This is a genomic window from Kribbella sp. NPDC043289 (assembly GCF_056436705.1).
Genome location: NZ_JBWKCB010000011.1, coordinates 142,383 through 161,798, shown reverse-complemented (window position 1 = coordinate 161,798; position 19,416 = coordinate 142,383). Strand labels below are relative to the sequence as shown.

18 protein-coding genes are annotated in these 19,416 nt (G+C 69.3%); 12 read left to right on the top strand and 6 right to left on the bottom strand.

Going from position 1 to position 19,416, the window contains the following annotated elements; genetic code table 11:
- Nucleotides 1-20: 20 nt before the first annotated feature.
- The 3 genes from AC0662_RS39270 (at nt 21) to AC0662_RS39260 (ending at nt 2,907) form a co-directional block, all read left to right on the top strand.
- On the top strand, nt 21-1,307 hold the full coding sequence (locus AC0662_RS39270; protein ID WP_478307056.1) for a GNAT family N-acetyltransferase: 1,287 nt from the start codon (nt 21-23) through the stop codon (nt 1,305-1,307).
- A gap of 141 nt (nt 1,308-1,448) precedes the next feature.
- On the top strand, nt 1,449-2,417 hold the full coding sequence (locus tag AC0662_RS39265) for an FKBP-type peptidyl-prolyl cis-trans isomerase (RefSeq protein ID WP_478307054.1): 969 nt from the start codon (nt 1,449-1,451) through the stop codon (nt 2,415-2,417).
- 103 nt (nt 2,418-2,520) lie between these two features.
- Nucleotides 2,521-2,907, top strand: coding sequence for a hypothetical protein (locus AC0662_RS39260; RefSeq protein ID WP_478307052.1), 387 nt, complete (start codon nt 2,521-2,523; stop codon nt 2,905-2,907).
- Between the two features lie 38 nt (nt 2,908-2,945).
- Here AC0662_RS39260 and AC0662_RS39255 read toward each other — a convergent pair whose 3' ends face one another.
- From AC0662_RS39255 to AC0662_RS39240, 4 genes are all read right to left on the bottom strand, one after another.
- Nucleotides 2,946-5,792 (bottom strand): AfsR/SARP family transcriptional regulator, encoded by a 2,847-nt coding sequence (locus tag AC0662_RS39255; RefSeq protein ID WP_478307050.1) that lies wholly within the window; start codon nt 5,790-5,792, stop codon nt 2,946-2,948.
- A gap of 33 nt (nt 5,793-5,825) precedes the next feature.
- Nucleotides 5,826-6,323, bottom strand: a complete 498-nt coding sequence (locus AC0662_RS39250; RefSeq protein ID WP_452201121.1) for a hypothetical protein — start codon at nt 6,321-6,323, stop codon at nt 5,826-5,828.
- Between the two features lie 77 nt (nt 6,324-6,400).
- Nucleotides 6,401-7,390: a hypothetical protein gene (locus AC0662_RS39245; protein WP_478307048.1), complete on the bottom strand. Its 990-nt coding sequence runs from the start codon at nt 7,388-7,390 to the stop codon at nt 6,401-6,403.
- Nucleotides 7,387-8,460 carry a DUF3866 family protein gene (locus tag AC0662_RS39240; RefSeq protein WP_478307046.1) on the bottom strand — a complete coding sequence of 358 codons (1,074 nt, stop codon included), beginning with the start codon at nt 8,458-8,460 and terminating at the stop codon, nt 7,387-7,389. Before AC0662_RS39240 ends, AC0662_RS39245 begins: the two co-directional genes overlap by 4 nt.
- An 87-nt stretch (nt 8,461-8,547) precedes the next feature.
- Between AC0662_RS39240 and AC0662_RS39235 the strand changes: the two genes are divergently transcribed.
- Both AC0662_RS39235 and AC0662_RS39230 read left to right on the top strand, forming a co-directional pair.
- Nucleotides 8,548-9,504 carry a helix-turn-helix transcriptional regulator gene (locus AC0662_RS39235; RefSeq protein WP_478307044.1) on the top strand — a complete coding sequence of 319 codons (957 nt, stop codon included), beginning with the start codon at nt 8,548-8,550 and terminating at the stop codon, nt 9,502-9,504.
- On the top strand, nt 9,501-10,487 hold the full coding sequence (locus AC0662_RS39230; RefSeq protein WP_478307042.1) for a helix-turn-helix transcriptional regulator: 987 nt from the start codon (nt 9,501-9,503) through the stop codon (nt 10,485-10,487). Before AC0662_RS39235 ends, AC0662_RS39230 begins: the two co-directional genes overlap by 4 nt.
- Here the strand turns inward: AC0662_RS39230 and AC0662_RS39225 are convergent.
- Nucleotides 10,474-11,697, bottom strand: a complete 1,224-nt coding sequence (locus tag AC0662_RS39225; RefSeq protein ID WP_478307040.1) for a winged helix DNA-binding domain-containing protein — start codon at nt 11,695-11,697, stop codon at nt 10,474-10,476. The genes AC0662_RS39230 and AC0662_RS39225 overlap by 14 nt on opposite strands.
- 155 nt (nt 11,698-11,852) lie before the next feature.
- Between AC0662_RS39225 and AC0662_RS39220 the strand changes: the two genes are divergently transcribed.
- The 5 genes from AC0662_RS39220 to AC0662_RS39200 all read left to right on the top strand — a co-directional run bounded on the left by AC0662_RS39220 (nt 11,853) and on the right by AC0662_RS39200 (nt 15,055).
- A complete protein-coding gene (locus tag AC0662_RS39220; RefSeq protein ID WP_452201111.1) occupies nt 11,853-12,032 on the top strand; it encodes a hypothetical protein in 180 nt (59 codons plus the stop codon).
- A gap of 73 nt (nt 12,033-12,105) precedes the next feature.
- The gene (locus AC0662_RS39215; RefSeq protein ID WP_452201109.1) at nt 12,106-12,396 is read left to right on the top strand and encodes a twin-arginine translocase TatA/TatE family subunit; all 291 of its coding nucleotides are present in this window, start codon (nt 12,106-12,108) and stop codon (nt 12,394-12,396) included.
- Between the two features lie 82 nt (nt 12,397-12,478).
- Nucleotides 12,479-13,234, top strand: a complete 756-nt coding sequence (tatC, locus tag AC0662_RS39210; protein ID WP_452201107.1) for a twin-arginine translocase subunit TatC — start codon at nt 12,479-12,481, stop codon at nt 13,232-13,234.
- Nucleotides 13,234-14,106 (top strand): diacylglycerol/lipid kinase family protein, encoded by an 873-nt coding sequence (locus AC0662_RS39205; protein WP_478307038.1) that lies wholly within the window; start codon nt 13,234-13,236, stop codon nt 14,104-14,106. Before tatC ends, AC0662_RS39205 begins: the two co-directional genes overlap by 1 nt.
- A gap of 100 nt (nt 14,107-14,206) precedes the next feature.
- Entirely contained in the window at nt 14,207-15,055 is an 849-nt protein-coding gene (locus tag AC0662_RS39200) for a chitosanase (protein WP_478307036.1), read from the top strand.
- Between the two features lie 7 nt (nt 15,056-15,062).
- Here the strand turns inward: AC0662_RS39200 and AC0662_RS39195 are convergent, their stop codons facing one another.
- Entirely contained in the window at nt 15,063-15,530 is a 468-nt protein-coding gene (locus tag AC0662_RS39195; RefSeq protein ID WP_478307034.1) for a MarR family winged helix-turn-helix transcriptional regulator, read from the bottom strand.
- Nucleotides 15,531-15,602: 72 nt separating this feature from the next.
- Between AC0662_RS39195 and AC0662_RS39190 the strand changes: the two genes are divergently transcribed.
- Nucleotides 15,603-16,502, top strand: a complete 900-nt coding sequence (locus AC0662_RS39190; RefSeq protein WP_478307032.1) for an alpha/beta hydrolase — start codon at nt 15,603-15,605, stop codon at nt 16,500-16,502.
- 9 nt (nt 16,503-16,511) lie between these two features.
- Nucleotides 16,512-19,331, top strand: a complete 2,820-nt coding sequence (locus tag AC0662_RS39185) for a DEAD/DEAH box helicase (protein WP_478307030.1) — start codon at nt 16,512-16,514, stop codon at nt 19,329-19,331.
- The last annotated feature ends 85 nt before the right edge of the window (nt 19,332-19,416 follow it).

Here is a 19,416-nt window from a genome sequence, read left to right as displayed (position 1 = left end):
GTGCTCTTTAGAAAGAGCACATGGCGATTGACATTCGGCCTGTGACCGCGGCCGAGACGAAGGAGTACCTGCGCGTCCTGCCGTTCGTGAACGGGTTTCCGCAGGAAGAGCCGGAGCCGTCGGCCTGGTACGCCGGGCAGGCGGCCTGGCCACCGCAAGTTCCGGCCACCGCGGCTGACCTGGAGCGGTACGCCGAAGACGTGCAGGCGGACTGGTTCCGGCCCCAGGCGGCGTTCGTGGACGGGAAGATCGTCGGTTGGTCCGCCATCGTGTCCGTGCAGGTCACCGTTCCGGGTGGGCGGCAGTTGGACCTTGGCGGAGTGACGTCCACCGCGGTGTTACCGACGTACCGGAGGCGCGGGCTGCTGCGGAAGGTGATGACCGCGATGCTCGCGGACTGCCGGGAGCGTGGTGAGTTCCTGGCCGGGCTCAGTGCGAGCGAGGGGACGATCTACGGGCGGTACGGGTTCGCGCCCGCGACGTTCCAGCACCGCTGGGAGGTACGGCGTACCGATGTCGCGTTCCGGTCCGCGTTCACGGATCCGGGGGCGCTCGAGTTGGTGGACGGCGCGGTCGCGGCGGAGGTCTGGCCGGTACTGTACGAACGCGTGCGGGCCGAGCGGGTGGGGGAGATCAGCCCGCTGCCGGGGAAGTGGCAGGGGCTCGCGGCTGGTGGGGCGCCGGGCGACGGCTCGGGTCCCGCGCACCATCTGGTGCATCGCGACGCAGCGGGTGTGGTGGACGGGGCGGCGATCTTCCGGTTGCCGTGGTCACCGGATCCGGCGCGGGCCGGCGTATTGCAGGTGGAGTCCTTCGAGGCGTTGACGTCGGCTGCGTATCGCGCGTTGTGGGGGTTGCTGCTCGACTTCGACCTGACCAAGAGCGTGGTGGCCGCGCGTCGGCCGGTCGACGAGCCACTGCGGTCGATGCTGACCAATCCACGGGCCCTCAAGCTGACACGCACCCGCGACAACCTGTGGCTGCGCATCCTCGACGTACCGGGTGCTCTGGAGGCTCGTACGTACGCAGCGACCGATTCCCTGGTATTGGACGTATCGGACGACCTCTACGGAGCAGGCCGTTGGCGACTCGACGCCGGCCCGGACGGAGCTTCTTGTACTGCGGTTAGCGGCTCGGCGGACCTCGGGCTCGGTGTCAACGAGCTGGGATCGCTGTACCTCGGCGGCGTCCGCGCGAGTGAGTTGGCGTCCGCGGGCCGGATCGACGAACACACTCCAGAGGCGGTTTCGCGGCTGGACGCGTTGCTGCGACCGGACCGGGCTCCGCACAATGCCGTCGGGTTCTGAGCGGTGTGACTGTACGTGGTGTGACGCAACGGTGACGCGGGCAGGCGGCCGGCTTGTTGAATCAGCAAGCTAGGGTGGGCGCGTCGTTGACCGAGGCGAGCGGCGCTGAGCGGCGCCGGGATGGTTCGAGGTGCTGGTTTCGTGCGCAAGTTGTTGAGTCTGGTTGTGGTCGCCGCGCTGGGGGCGTCCCTGGCGGCCTGTGGCTCCGGAAAGGACGAGTTCGGGGCAGGCGGGATCAAGGTGACCTCGGACTTCGGGCAGAAGCCGACCGTCACGCACCGCGAAGGTGACCCCGAGAAGCAGCTGGTGACCGAGGTCCTCAAGGAGGGCGACGGTCCCGAGGTGAAGAAGGGCGAGCTGCTCACCGCGAACTACCTCGGCCAGATCTGGCGCGACGGCAAGGTCTTCGACAACTCCTACGACCGCGGCGCGCCGTCGTCGTTCCCGATCGGCGTCGGTAGCGTCATCGGCGGCTGGGACGAGGGTCTGGTCGGCAAGAAGATCGGCAGCCGCGTGCTGCTGTCGGTCCCGGCCGACAAGGGCTACAAGCAGACCGGCAACGAGCAGGCCGGCATCAAGGGTGACGACACGCTGATCTTCGTCGTCGACCTGGTCGGCGAGGCCGCCAACGACACCCCGCTGGACGCGAGCGCGGTGACCCCGTCGACGCCGACCAAGATCACCGTCAGCGGCGCCCTGAACGCGGAGCCGAAGGTGACGGTCGCGGCCGGCGCCAAGCCGCCGGCGAAGCCCGGCAAGCCGGTCGTGTTCGCGCTCGGCAAGGGCAAGCCGATCGAGAAGGGCAGCCAGCTGATCGGCCGCTACGTGGTCTACGACTACACCGGCAAGAAGCAGGCGAGCACCTGGGACCCGCAGCCCGCGACCCAGCAGAGCCCGGCGCAGCCCGCGGCCCCGACCGACCAGCTCCAGGTCGGCCCCAGCGCCACCGGCCAGACCGGCGCCCTGGACGGCCTCGCCGGCATCCCGATCGGCAGCCGCGTTCTCGTCGAGCTCCCGGCGTCGAAGGACCAGGCCGGCAAGACGGTCAACGCCTTCGCCGTCATCGACGTCCTGAACGCCTTCCCGGCCCCGAAGCAGACGGGCCAGTAGTAGGGGTTCTGTAGTCCCCGTTCAGTAGCGTGAAAGTACGGGTTAAGTCCTCCTGGAGAGTCTGGTCGTGTTGTTCGACGACCAGACTCGAAAGGAACTTCTTGTGCGTATGCGTAGCAAGATCATCAGCGGGACCGGAGCCGTGGCCGGACTGGCCCTGGCGGCTGGAACCGCACTGACCATCGCCGCGCCGGCTGACGCGGCGTCCTGCTCGGCGTCCAGCGGACACCTGTACTGCGCGAACAAGGCCAACACGCCGATCTATCTGAACGCCCGGTACGAGAACCCGAAGGGTGCGCCGGAGAAGATCGTCGACACGTTGCAGTCGTCGTACAGCTACTTCAAGTGCTACGTGCGTGGCACGTCCCACGGCGGCGGCAACAACGTCTGGTATAAGACGTACGGCGACAAGAACGGTCGCTGGGGTTACGTCCCCGCGCTGAACGTCTACACCCCGAAGGACCCGTACCCGGGCGTCTCGAAGTGCTGACTCAACCGTGCCCGGCCCTCCCGTAGGGCCGGGCACGGTCAGTTCGTGGCCAGTTCAGGAGGCCGCTTCGGCTGGGGCTCCTCGAGCATCCGCCGCACGTCGTCTGCCGCGAGCGCCCCGGTGCTCTGCAGGTACTCCAGCGCCTCGAGCCGGTAGCTGCGCGCCTCGGTGGTGCGCCCCAGCGCGTTGAGTGCATCGGCGGCGTCCCAGCTGTCCTTCATCGCCGCGTGGGTGAAGCCCAACGACCTGTTCAGGTCACGGGATCGCAGGTAGTAGTCCAGCGCCCGGGCGTGGTCGTTCTGGCGGGCGTGCGACTGGCCGAGGTTGCTCAGCACGATCGCGAGGCTGTCGCTGTCGCCGAGCTCCTCATGGATCTCCACGCAGCGTTCCCACACCCGCTTCCCGTCCTCCTGGCGCCCGAGCTTCACGTAGGCGTCGCCCAGGTTGTTCAGGGTCGCGACCTCACCACGCAGGTCACCACGTGCCCGCTCGAGTTCGAGCGAGCGCTGGTAACACTCGATCGCCAGGTCCGGTCGGCCTTGCTCGCTGCGGAGCGTGCCCACCAGGTTCAGCACCACGCTCTCGCTCGTGTGCTCGCCGTGTGCCCGGCAGTCGGCGAGCAGTGGCTCCGCGATCCGGAGCGTCTCGTCGTACCGCTGGAGCTCCAGATTGGTGGCGGCCAGGTCGCGGCGGGCCATGATCGTGCCACCCACCGGATCAGGCAGCTGATCGGCATACCGCAATGCGGTCTGGTTCGCTGCCAGCAGTCGGTTCCAGTCGCCCTGGCTGGCGAGGGGTACAGCGAGGGCGGCTGCCAATGCGATCGCGACGGTTGGCCCGTCGTCCAGCAGCAGGTGCGCATGGTGCATGGCCGCGAGCAGGTTGTCCGCCTCGGCGACCACCCACTGTGCCGCGTCCGCACCGCTGCTGAAGGCCTCACCGGTTCGGCTCAGGTCTGCGTCGCGCAGTCCGATCGTGCAGCGTCGTTCGCTCGCCGGGTTGAGGGCCCTGCTCGCCTGTCGTGTTGTCGCGAGGACGTGATGCACCAGTCGGGTCGTCGCTGCGGTGCGATCCGCTGGTGCCAGCAGTGCGGCCTGTTCGACGGCGTACAACCTGAGCAGGTCGTGGAGTTCGTAGCGGTCGCCGTGACCGGGCCGGAGCAACTGGGCTTCGACCAACTGGTCGAGTTGCTGCTGTACGACGCGCTCCGGGAGGTCAGCGAGTGCTTCGACCACAGGTGGTGTGAAGTCGCTCAGACCGACGTCGCCGAGCAGTGTGAACGTCCGCGCGACCGGAGCGTCCAATGCCTCGTACCCGACCGCGCAACTGGCCCGGACCGCCAAGTCGCCGTGCTCCAGCTCGTCCAGCCGCGCATGCGCGTCACCGAGCCGCCTCGCGAACCAGTCGAGGGTTCGGTCCGGCCGTCCGGACAGCCGCGCGCCCGCGATGCGCAGGGCGAGCGGCAGCCCCTCGCAGAGCCCGACGATCTTGTCCGTCGCATCTGGCTCCGCTGCGACCCGGTCCACGCCGATCTGCCGTGCCAGCAGGTCTCTGGCCTCTGAGGGAGAGAAGGCACCGAGCCTGACCTCGGTGGTCGGGTCCAGCGCGGCCAGAATCGGCCGGCTCGTCACGAGCACTGCCGCGGGCGAACCACGGCCGGGGAGCAGCGGTCTGACCTGCGCAGGATCAGCCGCGTCGTCCAGGACGATCAGCAGTCGCTTCCCGGCGATGGTCGAGCGGAACCGGGCCGCTGCCTCCTCGACGGCGTCCGGGATCTGCGGGTCGTCGACGCCCAGCGAACGCAGGCACCGGGCCACTGCGTCGTACCCGGACAGCGGAGCAAGGCCGGCGTCTGCACCGTGCAGGTTGACGTACAGCTGGCCGTTCGGAAAAGCATCGGCGACGGCGTTGGCGGCTTCCAGCGCGAGCGTGGACTTCCCGACGCCACCCGGGCCGCTCACCGCGACCAGCTGCGAGTCGTCGGTGCGCGACCGCAGCCGGTCGGTCAACAACACCAGCTCTTCCTCACGACCGGTGAACCGGGTTGTCCCGGCCGGCAGTTCGGCGGGGCGGGTGGTCGCATGCTCCGCGTCGTCGACCAGCGCCAGGTCCAGCTCTGGGTCCTGGGACAGGATCGCCTGCTCCAGCCGACGCAGCTCGACGCCCGGGTCCAGACCCAGCTCGTCGACCAGCGTGTGGCGCGCGTCACGGAAGGCACTCAGGGCCTCGGCGCCACGGCCGCAGCGGTAGAGCGCGAGCATCTGCTGGCTCAGCAACCGCTCGCGCAACGGATGCTGCCGAACCAGATCGGTCAGTTCCGGGACCAGCTCACTGTGCAGACCACGTCCGAGATCGGCCTCGACACGGTCCTCCAGCACCCCCAGGCGCAACTCGGTCAGCCTGCTCGTCTCGCGCCGTACGCTCTCGGTGCCGTCGAACTCCGGGTACGGCGTCCCGCGCCACAGCTCCAGCGCCGCGCCGAGGGCCTCTCCGGCCGCCCGGTGGTCCAGCTGGGCGATCGCTGTTCGGCCGAGCCCCGCGAGCTGCTCGAACTGATCGCTGTCGACCTCGCCGGAGCCGACCCGCAGCGCGTATCCCGGCGGCTGGTAAGTGATCCGGTCCTCACCCAGCACCCGCCGCAGCCGGTGGATGTGGACCTGCAGGTTGTTCTCCGGTGCCGCCGGTGGCCGGCCGTCCCAGAGTTCGTCGACGAGCCGGTCGACGGTCGCTGTCCGGCCTGGCGCGGTGAGCAGGATCGCCAATAGCCGGCGCTGCATCCCCGACCGGATCGCGATGGCCGCGCCCGCGTCGTCGGTGACCGCGAACGGGCCGAGCACCGAGAACCGCATCCGCAACGCCCCCAAGGCCTCGATTCGGTCGGACAACCCTACCGATGCCCCGGGGCCAGAGCGTCCCGTTCAGTGGGTACGGCGGACCGCGCGGCGGCTGAACCACCGGTTCGCGTCGGGGTGGAAACTGAGCACGATCGCGCTGATCACCGCGGTGACATGTGCGCAGCGGATCGCGGCGAACGCGATGAACGACGCGGACCAGTCCAGCGTGCCGAAGTCGCCGTTGTGCCAGAGCCAGTCGATCGGCCCGACCAGCAGGGACGCGATACCGACCGTGCCGAGCAGACCCGTGAGGAGCCAGCGGGACCAGCCCACACCCGGGCGGAAATAGCGGTCGATGACGACGAACAGGCCGCCGTACACGATCGCGCGGAAGGCGATCTGGACGAGCAGGCCGAGGATCGACGTACCGTCGGAGATCGCGCCGAGGACACCGAGAACGGACTCGGCGACACCCGCACCGACTGCCGTGAACCACAGCGTGGTCGCGCCGCGCACGGCGAGCGGGGGCTGCGGCCGGGCGACGTCGTGAATCGTGAGCTCGCGGTGCTTGGTGCTGTTCATACCACCTACTGTCGCCGCACGACCGCTCCCGATCAGGAGTGCTGCGACCCCGATCCAGGTGGACCTGGATCCACCGTTCAGCCGCGCGCCACGCCCGGCGACGGGCGTCTGGCCTGCACCGCCGCGGCGTGCTGGGCAACGGCCGGATAGTTGCCTGAGGTCACCAGCGAGGAGGCGCTGACGGCGTACTCCGTGAAGTCCTGCTGGCTCATCGCGTGCGCCATCACGTCGATGTCCTGCGGCAATCGCAGCGCTTCGCCGAACACGCGCGCGTGGGCGGTCACCAGCAAGGTACGGATCATCGCGTCGCCGCCGCGCTCGTACTCGGGGCCTTGGTACAGGAAGTACTCCGCCTGGACGAACACCTGCCGGGCGTCGGGATCCGGCGGTATCCCGGCAGCCCGCCGTTCCTCCAGTTGCGCGAGCAGTTCGAACGCTTCCCGCTGCAACGCGTGCCGGTCTGCCTGGTCGCCGGTCTGCGTGACGTACAGGCCTTCGAGCGCGAACGGTACGCCGCGCGAGTTCGCCGCCGCCTCGTCGCGCAGCAGGAGGTTCCCGTTGACGATCCGGCCGTCCGGTGCGACGACCCGGTTCTGCAGCACCTGGCTGTTCGGCGCCTCCGCGTCGAACCGGGCGTGGATGATCGCGCCGATCCGGACCGACATGCGGCTTCCCGGCGTCGGCACACCTTCGGTGAGCTTGCGGGACCCGAAATCGATCACACCGCCACCCTCACCGCGCAGCCCGGCACCGTAGACGCTCAGCCGCGGGTCCGTCGGGTCGATCGTCCGGTGGTACTGCTCGAGCTCGGACTGCGGGCTCCGGCCGCCCTCATGGTGGGCGAGCTGGAAACGCCACTCGGCCAGGTTCCGGTAGAGCTGGACGAAGGCCGCCGTCCGCTCGACACCCGTCGTCGCGGCATCCAGCCGGTCCCCGAGCCAGGCGAGCGATTCGTTGGCCGCCGCGGCCTGGAACGTGGCGAACGTGCCCTGCTGGTCCCACTGCGCCGGATTGTTGGTGACCTTGATCAGATCCGGCGTCGGGAAGCTCGCCGGGGTGATGATCACGGTACGTCGATCAGGCGGGCCGCGTGCCGACCTGCTGCTGCGGCGGCTTCGAAATACGCGCGGTCCTGGTCGAGGCTGCGGCCCATCGTGGACAGCTTGACGGGCGCCTCCCGCAGCGCGCCGTACAGCCCTTCGACGCCGACCCGCACCACCCGGTGCAGCGCCTTCAGCGGCTCGGCCGCATCGCGGACCGCGTCGCCGAAATCGCCCGCGAGATCCGGTACGACGACATCCGCCGGCTGGAGCGCCACTCGGCCGTACGCGGTCAGGCTGTGGTGCGAGATGCCGCGGTGGCGCGGTCGCGGGTCGGCCTCGGAGATGCGGAGTGACGCGACGGCTCGGCCGCCCAGTGTGCCGGTCGCGTTGACCGCCTCACCTGATTGCACGCCGGAGAAGCCCCAGCGCGTTCCCGTACCCAGATTGCCCGGGCCTTGGGTGATGACGACCAACTCGGCGGACTGGACCTGTACAGCAGTCAGCAGGCCGGTGTGGACAGTCACCGCCTCCTTGTCGCCGCCGTACGCCTGCCCGACGGTCACCGTGCCGCTGAGCCAGCCGGCGTCCCGCAGCGTCGCCACGTTGCGGGAGAACGCCAGCGGGAGCGCACCGCCGTCTGTCATCACGTAAACGACCCGCGTGGTCGGCCGAGCCTCGAAAACGCCCGCCAGCACCGCCGGGAGCGCGGAATGCAGGTCCGCCACGACCACCGGCGTACCGAAGAGGTCGTCGGCGTCACGGAGTACGTCGTGGTCGGGGGAGTCCTGCTCGTCGGCGCCCAGCACCATCGCCTGCAGCGGCGTGTAGCGCGCCTTCACCAGGTGCCCGTGCTCGGGCGGGTCCTCCGGCAGCCGATCCGGTACGGCGACCACGAGCGCGTACCCGCCTGTCCCGAGACCGCGGTCCAGAGCGCCGACGTTGAGCAGCACCCGGTCACCGGTCACCGGCGTACCAACCAGGTCCGGGTAGGCCAGTGCACGCACAGCCTGTTCCCCGACCATCACTGTCAGTTCGACCGCCCCGGCCCAGCTCCGCCCGACCGCAGTCACCACACCATCGCGCCACCGAATCACAGCCAGAGATTATCGGGTCGAACCGGTGTTCGAAGTTTCGGTGTGGAAAGGCGGGTTTTGGACGCCTGCAGGCCGTAAGGTGGTCGGGTGTCGGCGCGGAAGAGTGAGCGACTGCTCAATGTGGTCATCTGCCTCCTGGTCGCGCGCACCTACGTGACCAAGGAGCGGATCCGCGAGGTCGTCGAGGGGTACGCGGGCCAGACCGACGACGCCTTCGAGAAGATGTTCGAGCGGGACAAGGACGAGCTGCGCGACCTCGGCATCCCGATCGAGATGGGCACCATCGACAAGTTCTTCTCCGACGAGGTCGGGTACCGGATCCGCCGCGACGTCTTCGAGCTCCCCGAGGTCCACCTGGAGCCGGACGAGGCCGCCGTGCTCGGTGTGGCCGCGCGGGTCTGGCAGCACGCCGGCCTGTCCGAGGCGACCACGTCGGCGGTGCTGAAGCTGAAGGCAGCCGGCATCCAGACGGACCAGTCCGCACTGAGTGCCATCGAGCCGCACGTCGGCGCGTCAGAACCGTCCTTCGACCCGCTCTGGGCCGCTGTCGTCGCGCGACAGGCCGTGCGCTTCCAGCACCTGCGGAGCGGTGCATCGGAGCCCACCACGCGGACCCTCGAGCCCTGGGGCATCGTCTCCTGGCACGGCCGCTGGTACGTCGTCGGTCGGGACAGGGACCGTCAGGCGACCCGCATGTTCCGCCTGTCGCGCATCGGCGGCGCTGTGAAGACGGTGGGGGAGCCAGGCGCGTTCACCGTGCCTGAGGGGACGGACCTGCGCTCGCTGGTGACGGAGCTCGCTCCGCCGCGTCCGACGTCCGAGGCGAAGGTGCGGGCGCGGACCGGTTCGTGTGTGAGCCTGCGGCGGCGCGCGAACGCGATCGAGCCCTACGAGGACGGCTGGGACCTGCTGCACGTCCCGTACGCCGACTCCTCGGTGCTGGCCGAGGAGATCGCGTCGTACGGACCTGATGCGGTGGTCGAGGGGCCTGGGGACGTCCTGGACGGAGTTCTCTGGCGGTTGCGGACGGTGGCGGGGGCATGAGCAGCGCGCGTGACCAGGTGCAGCGGCTGCTGGCTCTGGTGCCGTACCTGCGGGAGAACGACGGTGCCCGGGTCGACGACGTCGCGAAGGAGTTCGGCGTCCGGCCGCGGCAGATCATCGCGGACCTGAAGGTGCTGTGGTTCTGCGGGCTGCCGGGTGCGCAGATGGGCGATCTGATCGAGATCGACATCGAGGCGGCCGAGGGTGACGGGGTCATCCACATCAACAACGCGGACTACCTGGCGCGCCCCCTGCGGCTGGCCGCAGCGGAGGCGCTCGCGCTCCTGACCGCGCTGCGGACGCTGCGCGAGGTGACCGCCGGCCCGGACCGCGACGCGGTCGACCGAGCGATCGCCAAGCTGGAGTCCGCGGCCGGTGAGGCTGCCGCGGCCAGTGAGGGTGCCGCCGCACACGTCCACGTCGAGCCGGCGGCGCCGGAGATCGCGGCGATCGTCAACCGCGGACTGGCCTCGAAGCAGCGGTTGCACCTGACGTACGACGTGCCCTCGCGCGACGAGACCACCGAGCGGGACGTCGATCCGATGCGACTCGTCGTCTCGGAAGGCCGCACGTACCTGGAAGCGTGGTGCCGGCTGGCCGAAGACGTGCGGCTGTTCCGTCTGGACCGGATCGCGGCCGTCAAGCTGCTGGACCTGCCGAGTGAGCCGCCGCCCGAGGCAACGCCTCGCGACCTGTCGAACGGCATGTTCCAGCCGTCCGAACAGGACCTCCTCGCCACGCTCATGCTGGCGCCTCCGGCCCGTTGGGTCGCCGAGTACTACCCGAACGAGTCCGTCGAAGAGGGGCCCGACAACTCCCTGATCGTCAAGCTCCGGGTGGCCGACACCGCCTGGCTGCAACGCCTCGTCCTCCGCCTGGGCGGCGCCGCCACGGTCCTGGACCCGCCCGACCTCACCACTCAGATCGCCGCCACGGCCCGCGAAGCGCTCTCGGCGTACGACGATCAGCTCAGCCCTGGCTGAGGAGTTTCTCGAGGGGTGACCGGAAGCGGGGCGTGACGCGGACGCCCGCCAGCCAGGCGGTCCAGCGCTCGGCTTCGGTCTCGACGAGCGCGGTGACGTCGGCGCCGACGTCTTCCAGGAGCTGGAAGCGGACCTCGCCGGATTCCGGTTGGCCCCAGGCGCCGATGATCTGGCCGTTGGACCAGATGGTGGGGCCGACATTGCCGGTGGTGTCGAAGAGCTTGGACTTGTGCGGGCCGAGGAACCATTCACGCTCCTTCCAGCCCATCGGCGTCGGGTCCAGACCGGGAAGGAACGCGACCCACGGGTCGACCTCGACCTCGGGAGCCTCGTCGCCCGGGAGGACGTAGCCGACCTGGCCGTCGTCGAGGTCCACCGCGACGGCCTCCACCGCCGCGAGGGCCTTCTTCGTCTGACCGAGAGTCCAGCCCGCCCACCACTGCAGATCGGCCAGCGTGCCCGGCCCGAACGACGTCAGCCAGGCGCGCGCGAGCGTCACCCGAGCGTCCTCGGCGGCGGGCTTGTCGCGGGGGCCCTCAGGCAACCAGTCCGCTGCGGGCGACCACTGGTGCTGCCCGCTCAACCACGTCCCCAGCGGGCGTCCGCGCACGATCCGCCCCTCGGCGGACAGCTGGAACAACACGCGACTCGTCACGTACGGCTGAGCGGCGTACGACTTCCCAGCCGCCATGTTCAACCGCGTCCGCAGCCGGGGTTCGTCGGCGGACAGCTCCTGCGCCGTCGCCGACCCACGCAGCGCCAGCGCGGTCGCCGTCGACTCCTCGACCGCGGCGAGCCAGCGCCCGCACGCGTCCGTGTCCTCGGCGACGCCTGCCTCGCCCAGATGCTTGACCAGCAACTTCCGCTGCTTCACCGCGATGTCGTCCGTACACGCCGCTTGCACGACCGGCGCGAACGGCGTCGGTACGACGAACACGGTCCGCCGCATGCCGAGCATCCGGATCAGCGAGCGATCGTCGTACAGCGCACGCTCCGTGCCCGCGACGTCACTCCCCGGAACGCGGGCGGCGACGCTGAGATGCACCGTGGCCGGATCGGTGGCGTGCAGCGCGACCATCGCCGCGGCCGCCTCGACCGGGTCCGCCGCCTGGCAGCCCGCTCCGAGCCGGTGCCGCCGCCCGAGCCGCGTACGCCGCTCCTCGATCCCGATCCGCACCATCCGCGACCCCTCGCCTCGCCAGAAAACCATCCAGAACCATCCGAAACCACGCTCAGGACAGCTCATCACGCGCGGGGTTCCACCCTGCGAGACACTCGGTTTTACCATCACGTTCCGACACCGTTGTCCACCGAGACCCACCGCAGGACGTGGGTCCCGGGCCAGATCGGGTTAGGCTCCTGGGTATGTACTGGTTCCTGCTCTTCCTCGCGGTGGTGGCGGTGTGGCTCCTGGTCCTCGCCCTGCTCGGGATCAGGTTGTGGGGCCAGGGCAAGGCACTGACGCGTGAGTTGGTCGCCGCCCAGTCCAAGCTGGAGGCAGCGCAGTCCACGGCCGGGTCTGGACAGACCCGTGAGGACGGCTGAAACCCGGCGTAGTATTCGGCCACGAACTCAGGCTCGAGTCCCGAGTTGATGTTGATGGGAAAGGGAGATCGACATGGCAGCACCGCTCCTCGGTATGCCCCAAGGCGCAGAGTGGCTCGTCATCCTCGCGATCGTCGTGCTGCTGTTCGGTTCGGCCAAGCTGCCGGCGCTGGTGAAGCAGCTCGGCAAGTCGAAGAAGATCTGGGAAGAGGAGGTCGGCCCCAAGAAGAAGGACGGCGAGCTGACCGAGAACGCCTCCCAGCCTCCGGCGCAGCAGGCGGCCCCGCAGCAGGCGCAGCAGGCCCAGCCGCAGGCGAACCAGGCGCCGGGCGACGGCCTGCCGCCGACGCACACGGCCAACTGAGTAGAACGCCCCACTCGTGTCAATGGTGAAGTTCGGGCGGCGGAAGGAGAAGGACCGTCACCCGAGGGACCCAGAGGGTCGGATGACCCTGCGCGAGCACATTGTCGAGCTCCGGAACCGGCTGCTCTTCAGTGTGCTCGCGATCGTGGTGTGCACCGTGATCGGCTGGATCTTCTACAACGACGCGTTCAAGTTCCTGACCCAGCCGTTCCACACCAGCGTCGGCGACATCGCCCGGGAGCAGGGCAAGGAGCCGATCCTGACGTTCCCCGGTGTGGGTGACGCGCTGACGTTCCGGATCAAGATCTCGGCGTTGTTCGGTCTGGTGCTCGCCAGCCCGGTCTGGCTGTACCAGCTGTGGGCGTTCGTCGCGCCCGGTCTGCACCGCAACGAGCGCAAGTGGGCCTACATCTTCTCGGGCATCGCGGCGCCGTTGTTCGCCGCCGGCATGGCGGTCGCGTACTGGACGCTGCCGAAGGGCATCGCGATCCTGATCAGCTTCACGCCGCTCGACATCCAGAACCTGATCGAGCTGCCGACGTACCTGGACTTCGTGATCCGGACGATGCTGGTGTTCGGTGTCGCGTTCCTGATCCCGTTGGTGGTCGTGCTGCTGAACATGGTCGGTGTGGTGCCGGCGGCGGCGCTCGCGAAGTTCCGGCCGTACATCATCCTGGTGATCTTCGTGTTCGCGGCCGTCGCGACCCCGTCGGGTGACCCGTTCACGATGTGTCTGCTGGCGATCCCCATGTGCGTGTTGTTCTTCGCGGCCGAGATCATCTCGCGGATCAACGACAAGCGTCGCAAGGTCCGCAGCGACGAGCTCCTGGCCGACTAGTGAGTAGACGTGTCGCGCTGGTGGTCAACCCCACCAGCGGTAGAGGTCGTGGTGCGCGGATCGCGCCGGTGGTCCGCGAGCGGCTCGCCGGCGCCGGCCTGGTCGTCGACGTGCACGCGACGACGTGTGCCGACGACGTCGGCCGGATCTCGGCCGAGGTGGTCGCGTCCGGTGCGGACGCGGTCGCGCTGATCGGTGGCGACGGCACTGTCCACCTCGGCGCCCAGGTGCTGGCGAACTCCGGCATGCCGTTCGGTGTCATCCCGGCCGGTACCGGCAACGACTTCGCCCGCGGGATCGGCGTACCGCTGAAGGACCCCGTGGCGGCGGCCGATCTGATCGTGGCGGGGAGGACCCGGGCGGTCGACCTGGCGGTCGCGAAGGACCGGTTCATCACGACCGTCGTGGCCGGCGGCTTCGACTCGCTCGTCAACAAGCGCGCGAACGCGATGAGTTGGCCCAAGGGCAGCTCCCGCTACACGGTCGCGACCCTCGCTGAGCTCCGCACGTTCACCCCGCTCGAGTACGTCGTGACGGTGGACGGCCAGGTCATCGAGACCAAGGCCATGCTCGTCGCGGTCGGCACCGGGCCGACGTACGGCGGGGGACTGCAGATCTGCGCCGGCGCCGAGATCGACGACGGCCTGCTTGACGTCACGATCATCGAGCCGGTGTCCCGGCTGACCCTGCTGCAGCTGTTCCCGAAGCTGTCCAAGGGCACCCATGTCGGTCATCCCCGGGTCCGCACGCTGCGCGGCAGCTCGGTCCGGATCGAGTCTCCGGGGATCACGGCGTACGCCGACGGCGAGGTACTCGGGCCGCTGCCGGTCGAGGTCGGGATCGCTCCGGCGGCACTGACCGTCTTCGGCTGAGCGGAAACCGTAACAATCCGAGCTGTTCTCATCTCCGGGTTTGGTCTGATAGGAAAGCTTCCTAACAGTTTATTCCTCGGACGCCCCTCGGAGGACACCCATGGAGAACCGCCCCACCCGCCGGTCCGCCCTGCTGCTCGGCCTGTCGCTGGCCACCGTTCCGGCCGCCGGCCTCGCCGTCGCGCGGTACGCGCCGTCCGCCGACGCCGCCACCGCCGTAGTGCCGGGTCAGCTCAAGGCGACCGGGCTCGACGATCCCGCGAAGAAGGAGATCGCGATGCAGATCGTCTGCAGCGCGGAGAACTCGTCGCTGGACTGGAAGGCGCAGTACAAGTACATCGAGGACATCGACGACGGCCGCGGCTACACCGCGGGCATCATCGGGTTCTGCTCGGGCACCGGCGACATGCTCGACCTGGTCGAGCTGTACTCGGACCGCAAGCCGGGCAACGTGCTGGAGAAGTACCTGCCGGCGCTGCGGAAGGTGAACGGCAGCGACTCGCACCAGGGCCTGGACCCGAACTTCACCAAGGACTGGCAGACCGCGGCGAAGGCCTCGGCGTTCCAGGGCTGCCAGAACGACGAGCGCGACCGGGTGTACTTCGACCCGGCCGTCAAGCAGGGCAAGGCCGACGGGATCGGCACCCTCGGACAGTTCTGCTACTACGACGCGATCGTCATGCACGGTGACGGCGACGACGCGACCAGCTTCGGCGGGATCCGCAAGCGCGCGCTGGGCAAGGCCAAGCCGCCGTCGCAGGGTGGCAACGAGACGACGTACCTGAACGCCTTCCTGGACGCGCGGGTCTGGGCGATGAAGCAGGAGGAGGCGCACAGCGACACCAGCCGCGTCGACACCGCGCAGCGCGTCTTCCTCCGCAACGGCAACTTCAACCTCAACACCCCGCTGGACTGGAAGGTCTACGGCGACCCGTTCCACATCGGCTGAGGATCGCTCACGGCGTGACCTTCGGCTCGGTGCGGTCCGTCCGGTGATCGGCTTCCGCGTGCTGTCGCAGCATCGACAGTGACGTGGCGAGCTGGTCGAGAACCGGCGCGGGCAGCACCGAGCCGACCCATGTCCGCAGTTCCGCCTCGACGGTGGGCTTCGCGGCGTTCAGGACGCGTTCGCCCTCGTCGGTGAGGGCGACCAGCGAGGACCGCCGGTCGTCGGGATTCGCGGTACGCCGGACGCGCCCGGCGGACTCGAGCCGGTCCACGGCCTTGCTGGTGGCGCCGACCGTGATCGCCATCTCGCGGGCGATGTCGAAGACCCGGGTCGTCCCGTGGGCCTCGATGAAGCGCAGGAACTCGAACTGCCCGAGCGGGAGCTCGTGCTCAGCCTTCAGCCGGACGTCGAGGACGTTGTAGAGCCGTGTTTCCAGGCGGACCAGATCCGTGAACAATGCTGTGAGATCAGTCACGGGAATTAGATTCCTCGGAATGTAGTTGGTGAGAACTATATTCCTCGGAATCTATCACCAGGAGACGGACCCATGAGCGCTGAAGAACGCGAAGCAGCACGCGGCATGATGCAGAAGGGCGAGATCGGCCGGTCGCCGGAGGAGCAGCGGGCCGAGTTCGATGCTCTGTTCGCCAGCCGACCGCTCGGCGACGACGTGACGCTGGCCGAGCGGACGCTGGGCGGCGTACCGGCGCTGGACGTGAAGGTCGAGGGCGCGGATCAGGTCGGCGTGATCCTGTACCTGCACGGTGGCGGGTACGTGATCGGCTCGGCGCGGACCGGTGCGAACCTGGCGGCGCCGTTGTCCCGGCGGAGTGGCGTTCCCGCGGTCTCGCTGGAGTACCGGCTGGCGCCTGAGCACCCGTTCCCGGCGGGGATCCATGACGCGCTGGCGGCGTACCGGGAGTTGGTCGAGAGTGGCCAGACCGTGGTGATCGCCGGTGATTCGGCCGGTGGTGGACTCGCTCTGGCGACGCTGCTCGCGGCCCGGGCGGAAGGGCTGCCGCAGCCTGCCGGCGTGGTGCTGTTCTCGCCGTGGACCGACGTCGCGCTGACCGGTCCGAGTATCGATGCGCGCGGCGACTTCGACCCGCTGTTCAGCCGCCCGCAAATGGCGGAGTCCGCCGAGCTGTACCTCGGTGGGGCGGATCCGCGGAACGAGCTGGCCAGTCCGGTCCTCGCGGACCTGAAAGGCCTGCCGCCACTGCTCGTCCAGGTCGGTACGGCGGAGGTGCTGCTCGACGACTCGCTCCGCCTGGTGGCCCGCGCCGCGGAGCAAGAGGTGGACGTCAGCCTTGACGTGGTGGCGGGCGCGCCGCATGTGTACCAGTACTTCGCCGACCTGATGCCGGAGGCCGACGAGGCGCTCGACCACGCCGCGACGTTCATCCAGAACCGCCTGCGCGACAAAACTGTAGGTGGCGTCGCATAGATTGGGGGCATGAGCACTCCGTCCGAGAAGTACGCCACCTTCCGCTCGGACCAGGAGCATCCCGCCGTGAAGGAATTCCGGGGGCTCTACGACTTCGAGCTGGACGAGTTCCAGCTCCGCGCCTGTGCCGCCCTCGAGGACGGTCACCAGGTGCTGGTCGCGGCGCCCACCGGCTCCGGGAAGACGCTGGTCGGCGAGTTCGCCGTCCACCTGGCCCTGCAGCGCGGCCAGAAGTGCTTCTACACCACCCCGATCAAGGCGCTCAGCAACCAGAAGTACGCCGACCTCGTCAGCCGCTACGGCTCGGACAAGGTCGGCCTGCTCACCGGTGACAACTCGGTCAACTCCGAGGCCCCGATCGTCGTCATGACGACCGAGGTCCTCCGCAACATGCTGTACGCCGGATCCAGCACCCTGCTCGGCCTGTCGTACGTCGTGATGGACGAGGTGCACTACCTGGCCGACCGGTCCCGCGGCGCGGTCTGGGAAGAGGTGCTGATCCACCTGCCGGACTCGGTGAGCGTGGTCTCGCTGTCGGCGACCGTCAGCAACGCCGAGGAGTTCGGCGACTGGCTGGAGACGGTCCGCGGCAACACCGTGGTCGTCCTGGAGGAGAAGCGGCCGGTGCCGCTGTTCCAGCACGTGATGGTCGGGAAGCGGCTGCACGATCTGTTCGCTGGTGAGGCGCCGACCGCTCGGGTCGGCGCTCCCGCGAAACCGGCCAAGTCCGGTAACCCGGCGAAGGCGGCCGCGAAGGCCGACCTCAGGGATCTGGTGAATCCGCAGCTGGTGCGGATCGCGCGGGACGACAACCGGATCTTCCGCGACGACTCGCGCAAGCCGCGACGCCGTCGCGACCTCCCGAAGGGCCGGCCCTCGAAGAGCCACTTCACGCCGTACCGGTCGGATGTGGTGGAGGAGCTGGACGCCGGTGCGTTGCTGCCGGCGATCTTCTTCATCTTCTCCCGGAAGGGCTGTGAGGACGCGGTCGTGCAGTGCCTGCGGTCCGGGCTGCGGCTGACCAAGCCGTCCGAGCGGGACGAGATCAAGCGGGTGGTCGCGGAGCGCACCGCCGACCTGCCGGACGAGGACCTCGGCGTGCTCGGGTACCACGACTTCGCCGAGGCGCTCAGCCGCGGCATCGCGGCGCACCACGCGGGCATGCTGGCGGCGTTCAAGGAGGTCGTCGAGGAGCTGTTCGCGCGCGGCCTGATCAAGGTCGTGTTCGCCACCGAGACGCTTGCCCTGGGCATCAACATGCCGGCGCGCACCGTCGTCCTGGAGAAGCTGTCCAAGTGGAACGGTGAGGCGCACGTCGACATCACGCCGGGGGAGTACACCCAGCTCACCGGGCGCGCCGGGCGGCGCGGGATCGACGTCGAGGGGCACGCGGTCGTGCTCTGGCAGCCCGGGTTCGATCCGCGGGAGGTCGCCGGCCTGGCGAGCACCCGGACGTACCCGCTGCGGTCGTCGTTCTCCCCGTCGTACAACATGGCCGTCAACCTGGTCCGCCAGGTCGGGCGGACTCGGGCGCGGGACATGCTCGAGCTGTCGTTCGCGCAGTTCCAGTCCGACCAGGCCGTGGTCGGGCTGGCGCGGCAGGTGCAGCGCAACACCGAGGCGCTCGAGGGGTACAAGGAGTCGATCGACTGCCACCTCGGCGATTTCCTTGAGTACGCCGATCTGCGCCGGCGGATCGGTGAGCGGGAGGCGTCGGGTTCGAAGCGGCGCAAGCTCGACCGCCGGGTCGAGGCGCAGGAGTCGATCGAGAAGCTGCACACCGGCGACATCATCCGGATCCCCGCCGGCCGTAGTGCGGGCTGGGCGCTGGTGCTCGACCCGGGGATGCGGTCCGAGCGCGAAGGGCCGCGGCCGACTGTGCTGACGTTGGACCGGCAGGTGCGCAAGCTGTCGATGGTCGACTTCCCGACCCCGGTCGAGGCGATCGGCGTGCTGCGGATCCCGAAGAAGTTCAACCCACGCAACCCGCAGCAGCGCCGCGAGCTGGCCCAGGTACTGCGGACCCGGACCGATCTCCTGGGTGAGGACGGACCGCCGTCACGGGCCCGTGGCAAGGATGTCGTCAGCCACGCGGACGACCCGGAGCTGCAGGAGATGCGGGCGCAACTGCGCGCGCATCCGTGCCACGGGTGCTCCGACCGCGAGGACCACGCCCGCTGGGCGGAGCGGTACTTCCGGCTCGACCGGGAGAACCGCGACGTGCAGCGGAAGATCGAGCAGCGGACGAACACGATCGCCCGCCAGTTCGACCGGGTCTGCCAGGTGCTGGACGCGCTGCACTACCTGGACGGCGACAAGACGACCGAGGCCGGCGACCGGCTGGCGCGGATCTACACCGAGCTCGACCTGGTCGCGGCCGAGTGCCTGCGACAGGGTGTCTTCGACGATCTCACGGTGCCCGAGCTGGCCGCGTGCCTGGCCGCATTGGTCTACGAGTCGCGGTCGAAGGACGAGCCGACGTCACCGCGGTTGCCGCGGGGCGACGTACGGCTGGCGCTGGAGAAGATGGGGTCGATCTGGCGGGACCTGTCGGCGCTGGAGCGGGACATGCGGGTCGACTTCCTGCGGTCGATGGACCTGAACTTCTGCTGGCCGGCGTTCCGGTGGGCGTCGGGTGCCTCGCTGGCCGAGGTGCTGTACGAGTCGGATCTGGCCGCGGGTGACTTCGTCCGCTGGGTGAAGCAGCTCATCGACCTCACCGAGCAGATCGCCGACGCCGCCGGGGCGACGCCGCTGCGCAGCACGGCCCGCGCCGTGGTCGACCAGATCCGCCGCGGCGTCATCTCCTACGCCACGGTGGTCGACTAACACACCACCCCAACGCCGCCACCCCAGCGCCACCGCTGGCTGGCGCACCAGTCTTGCGCTACACCCGCGGCGGGGATGAATCTTT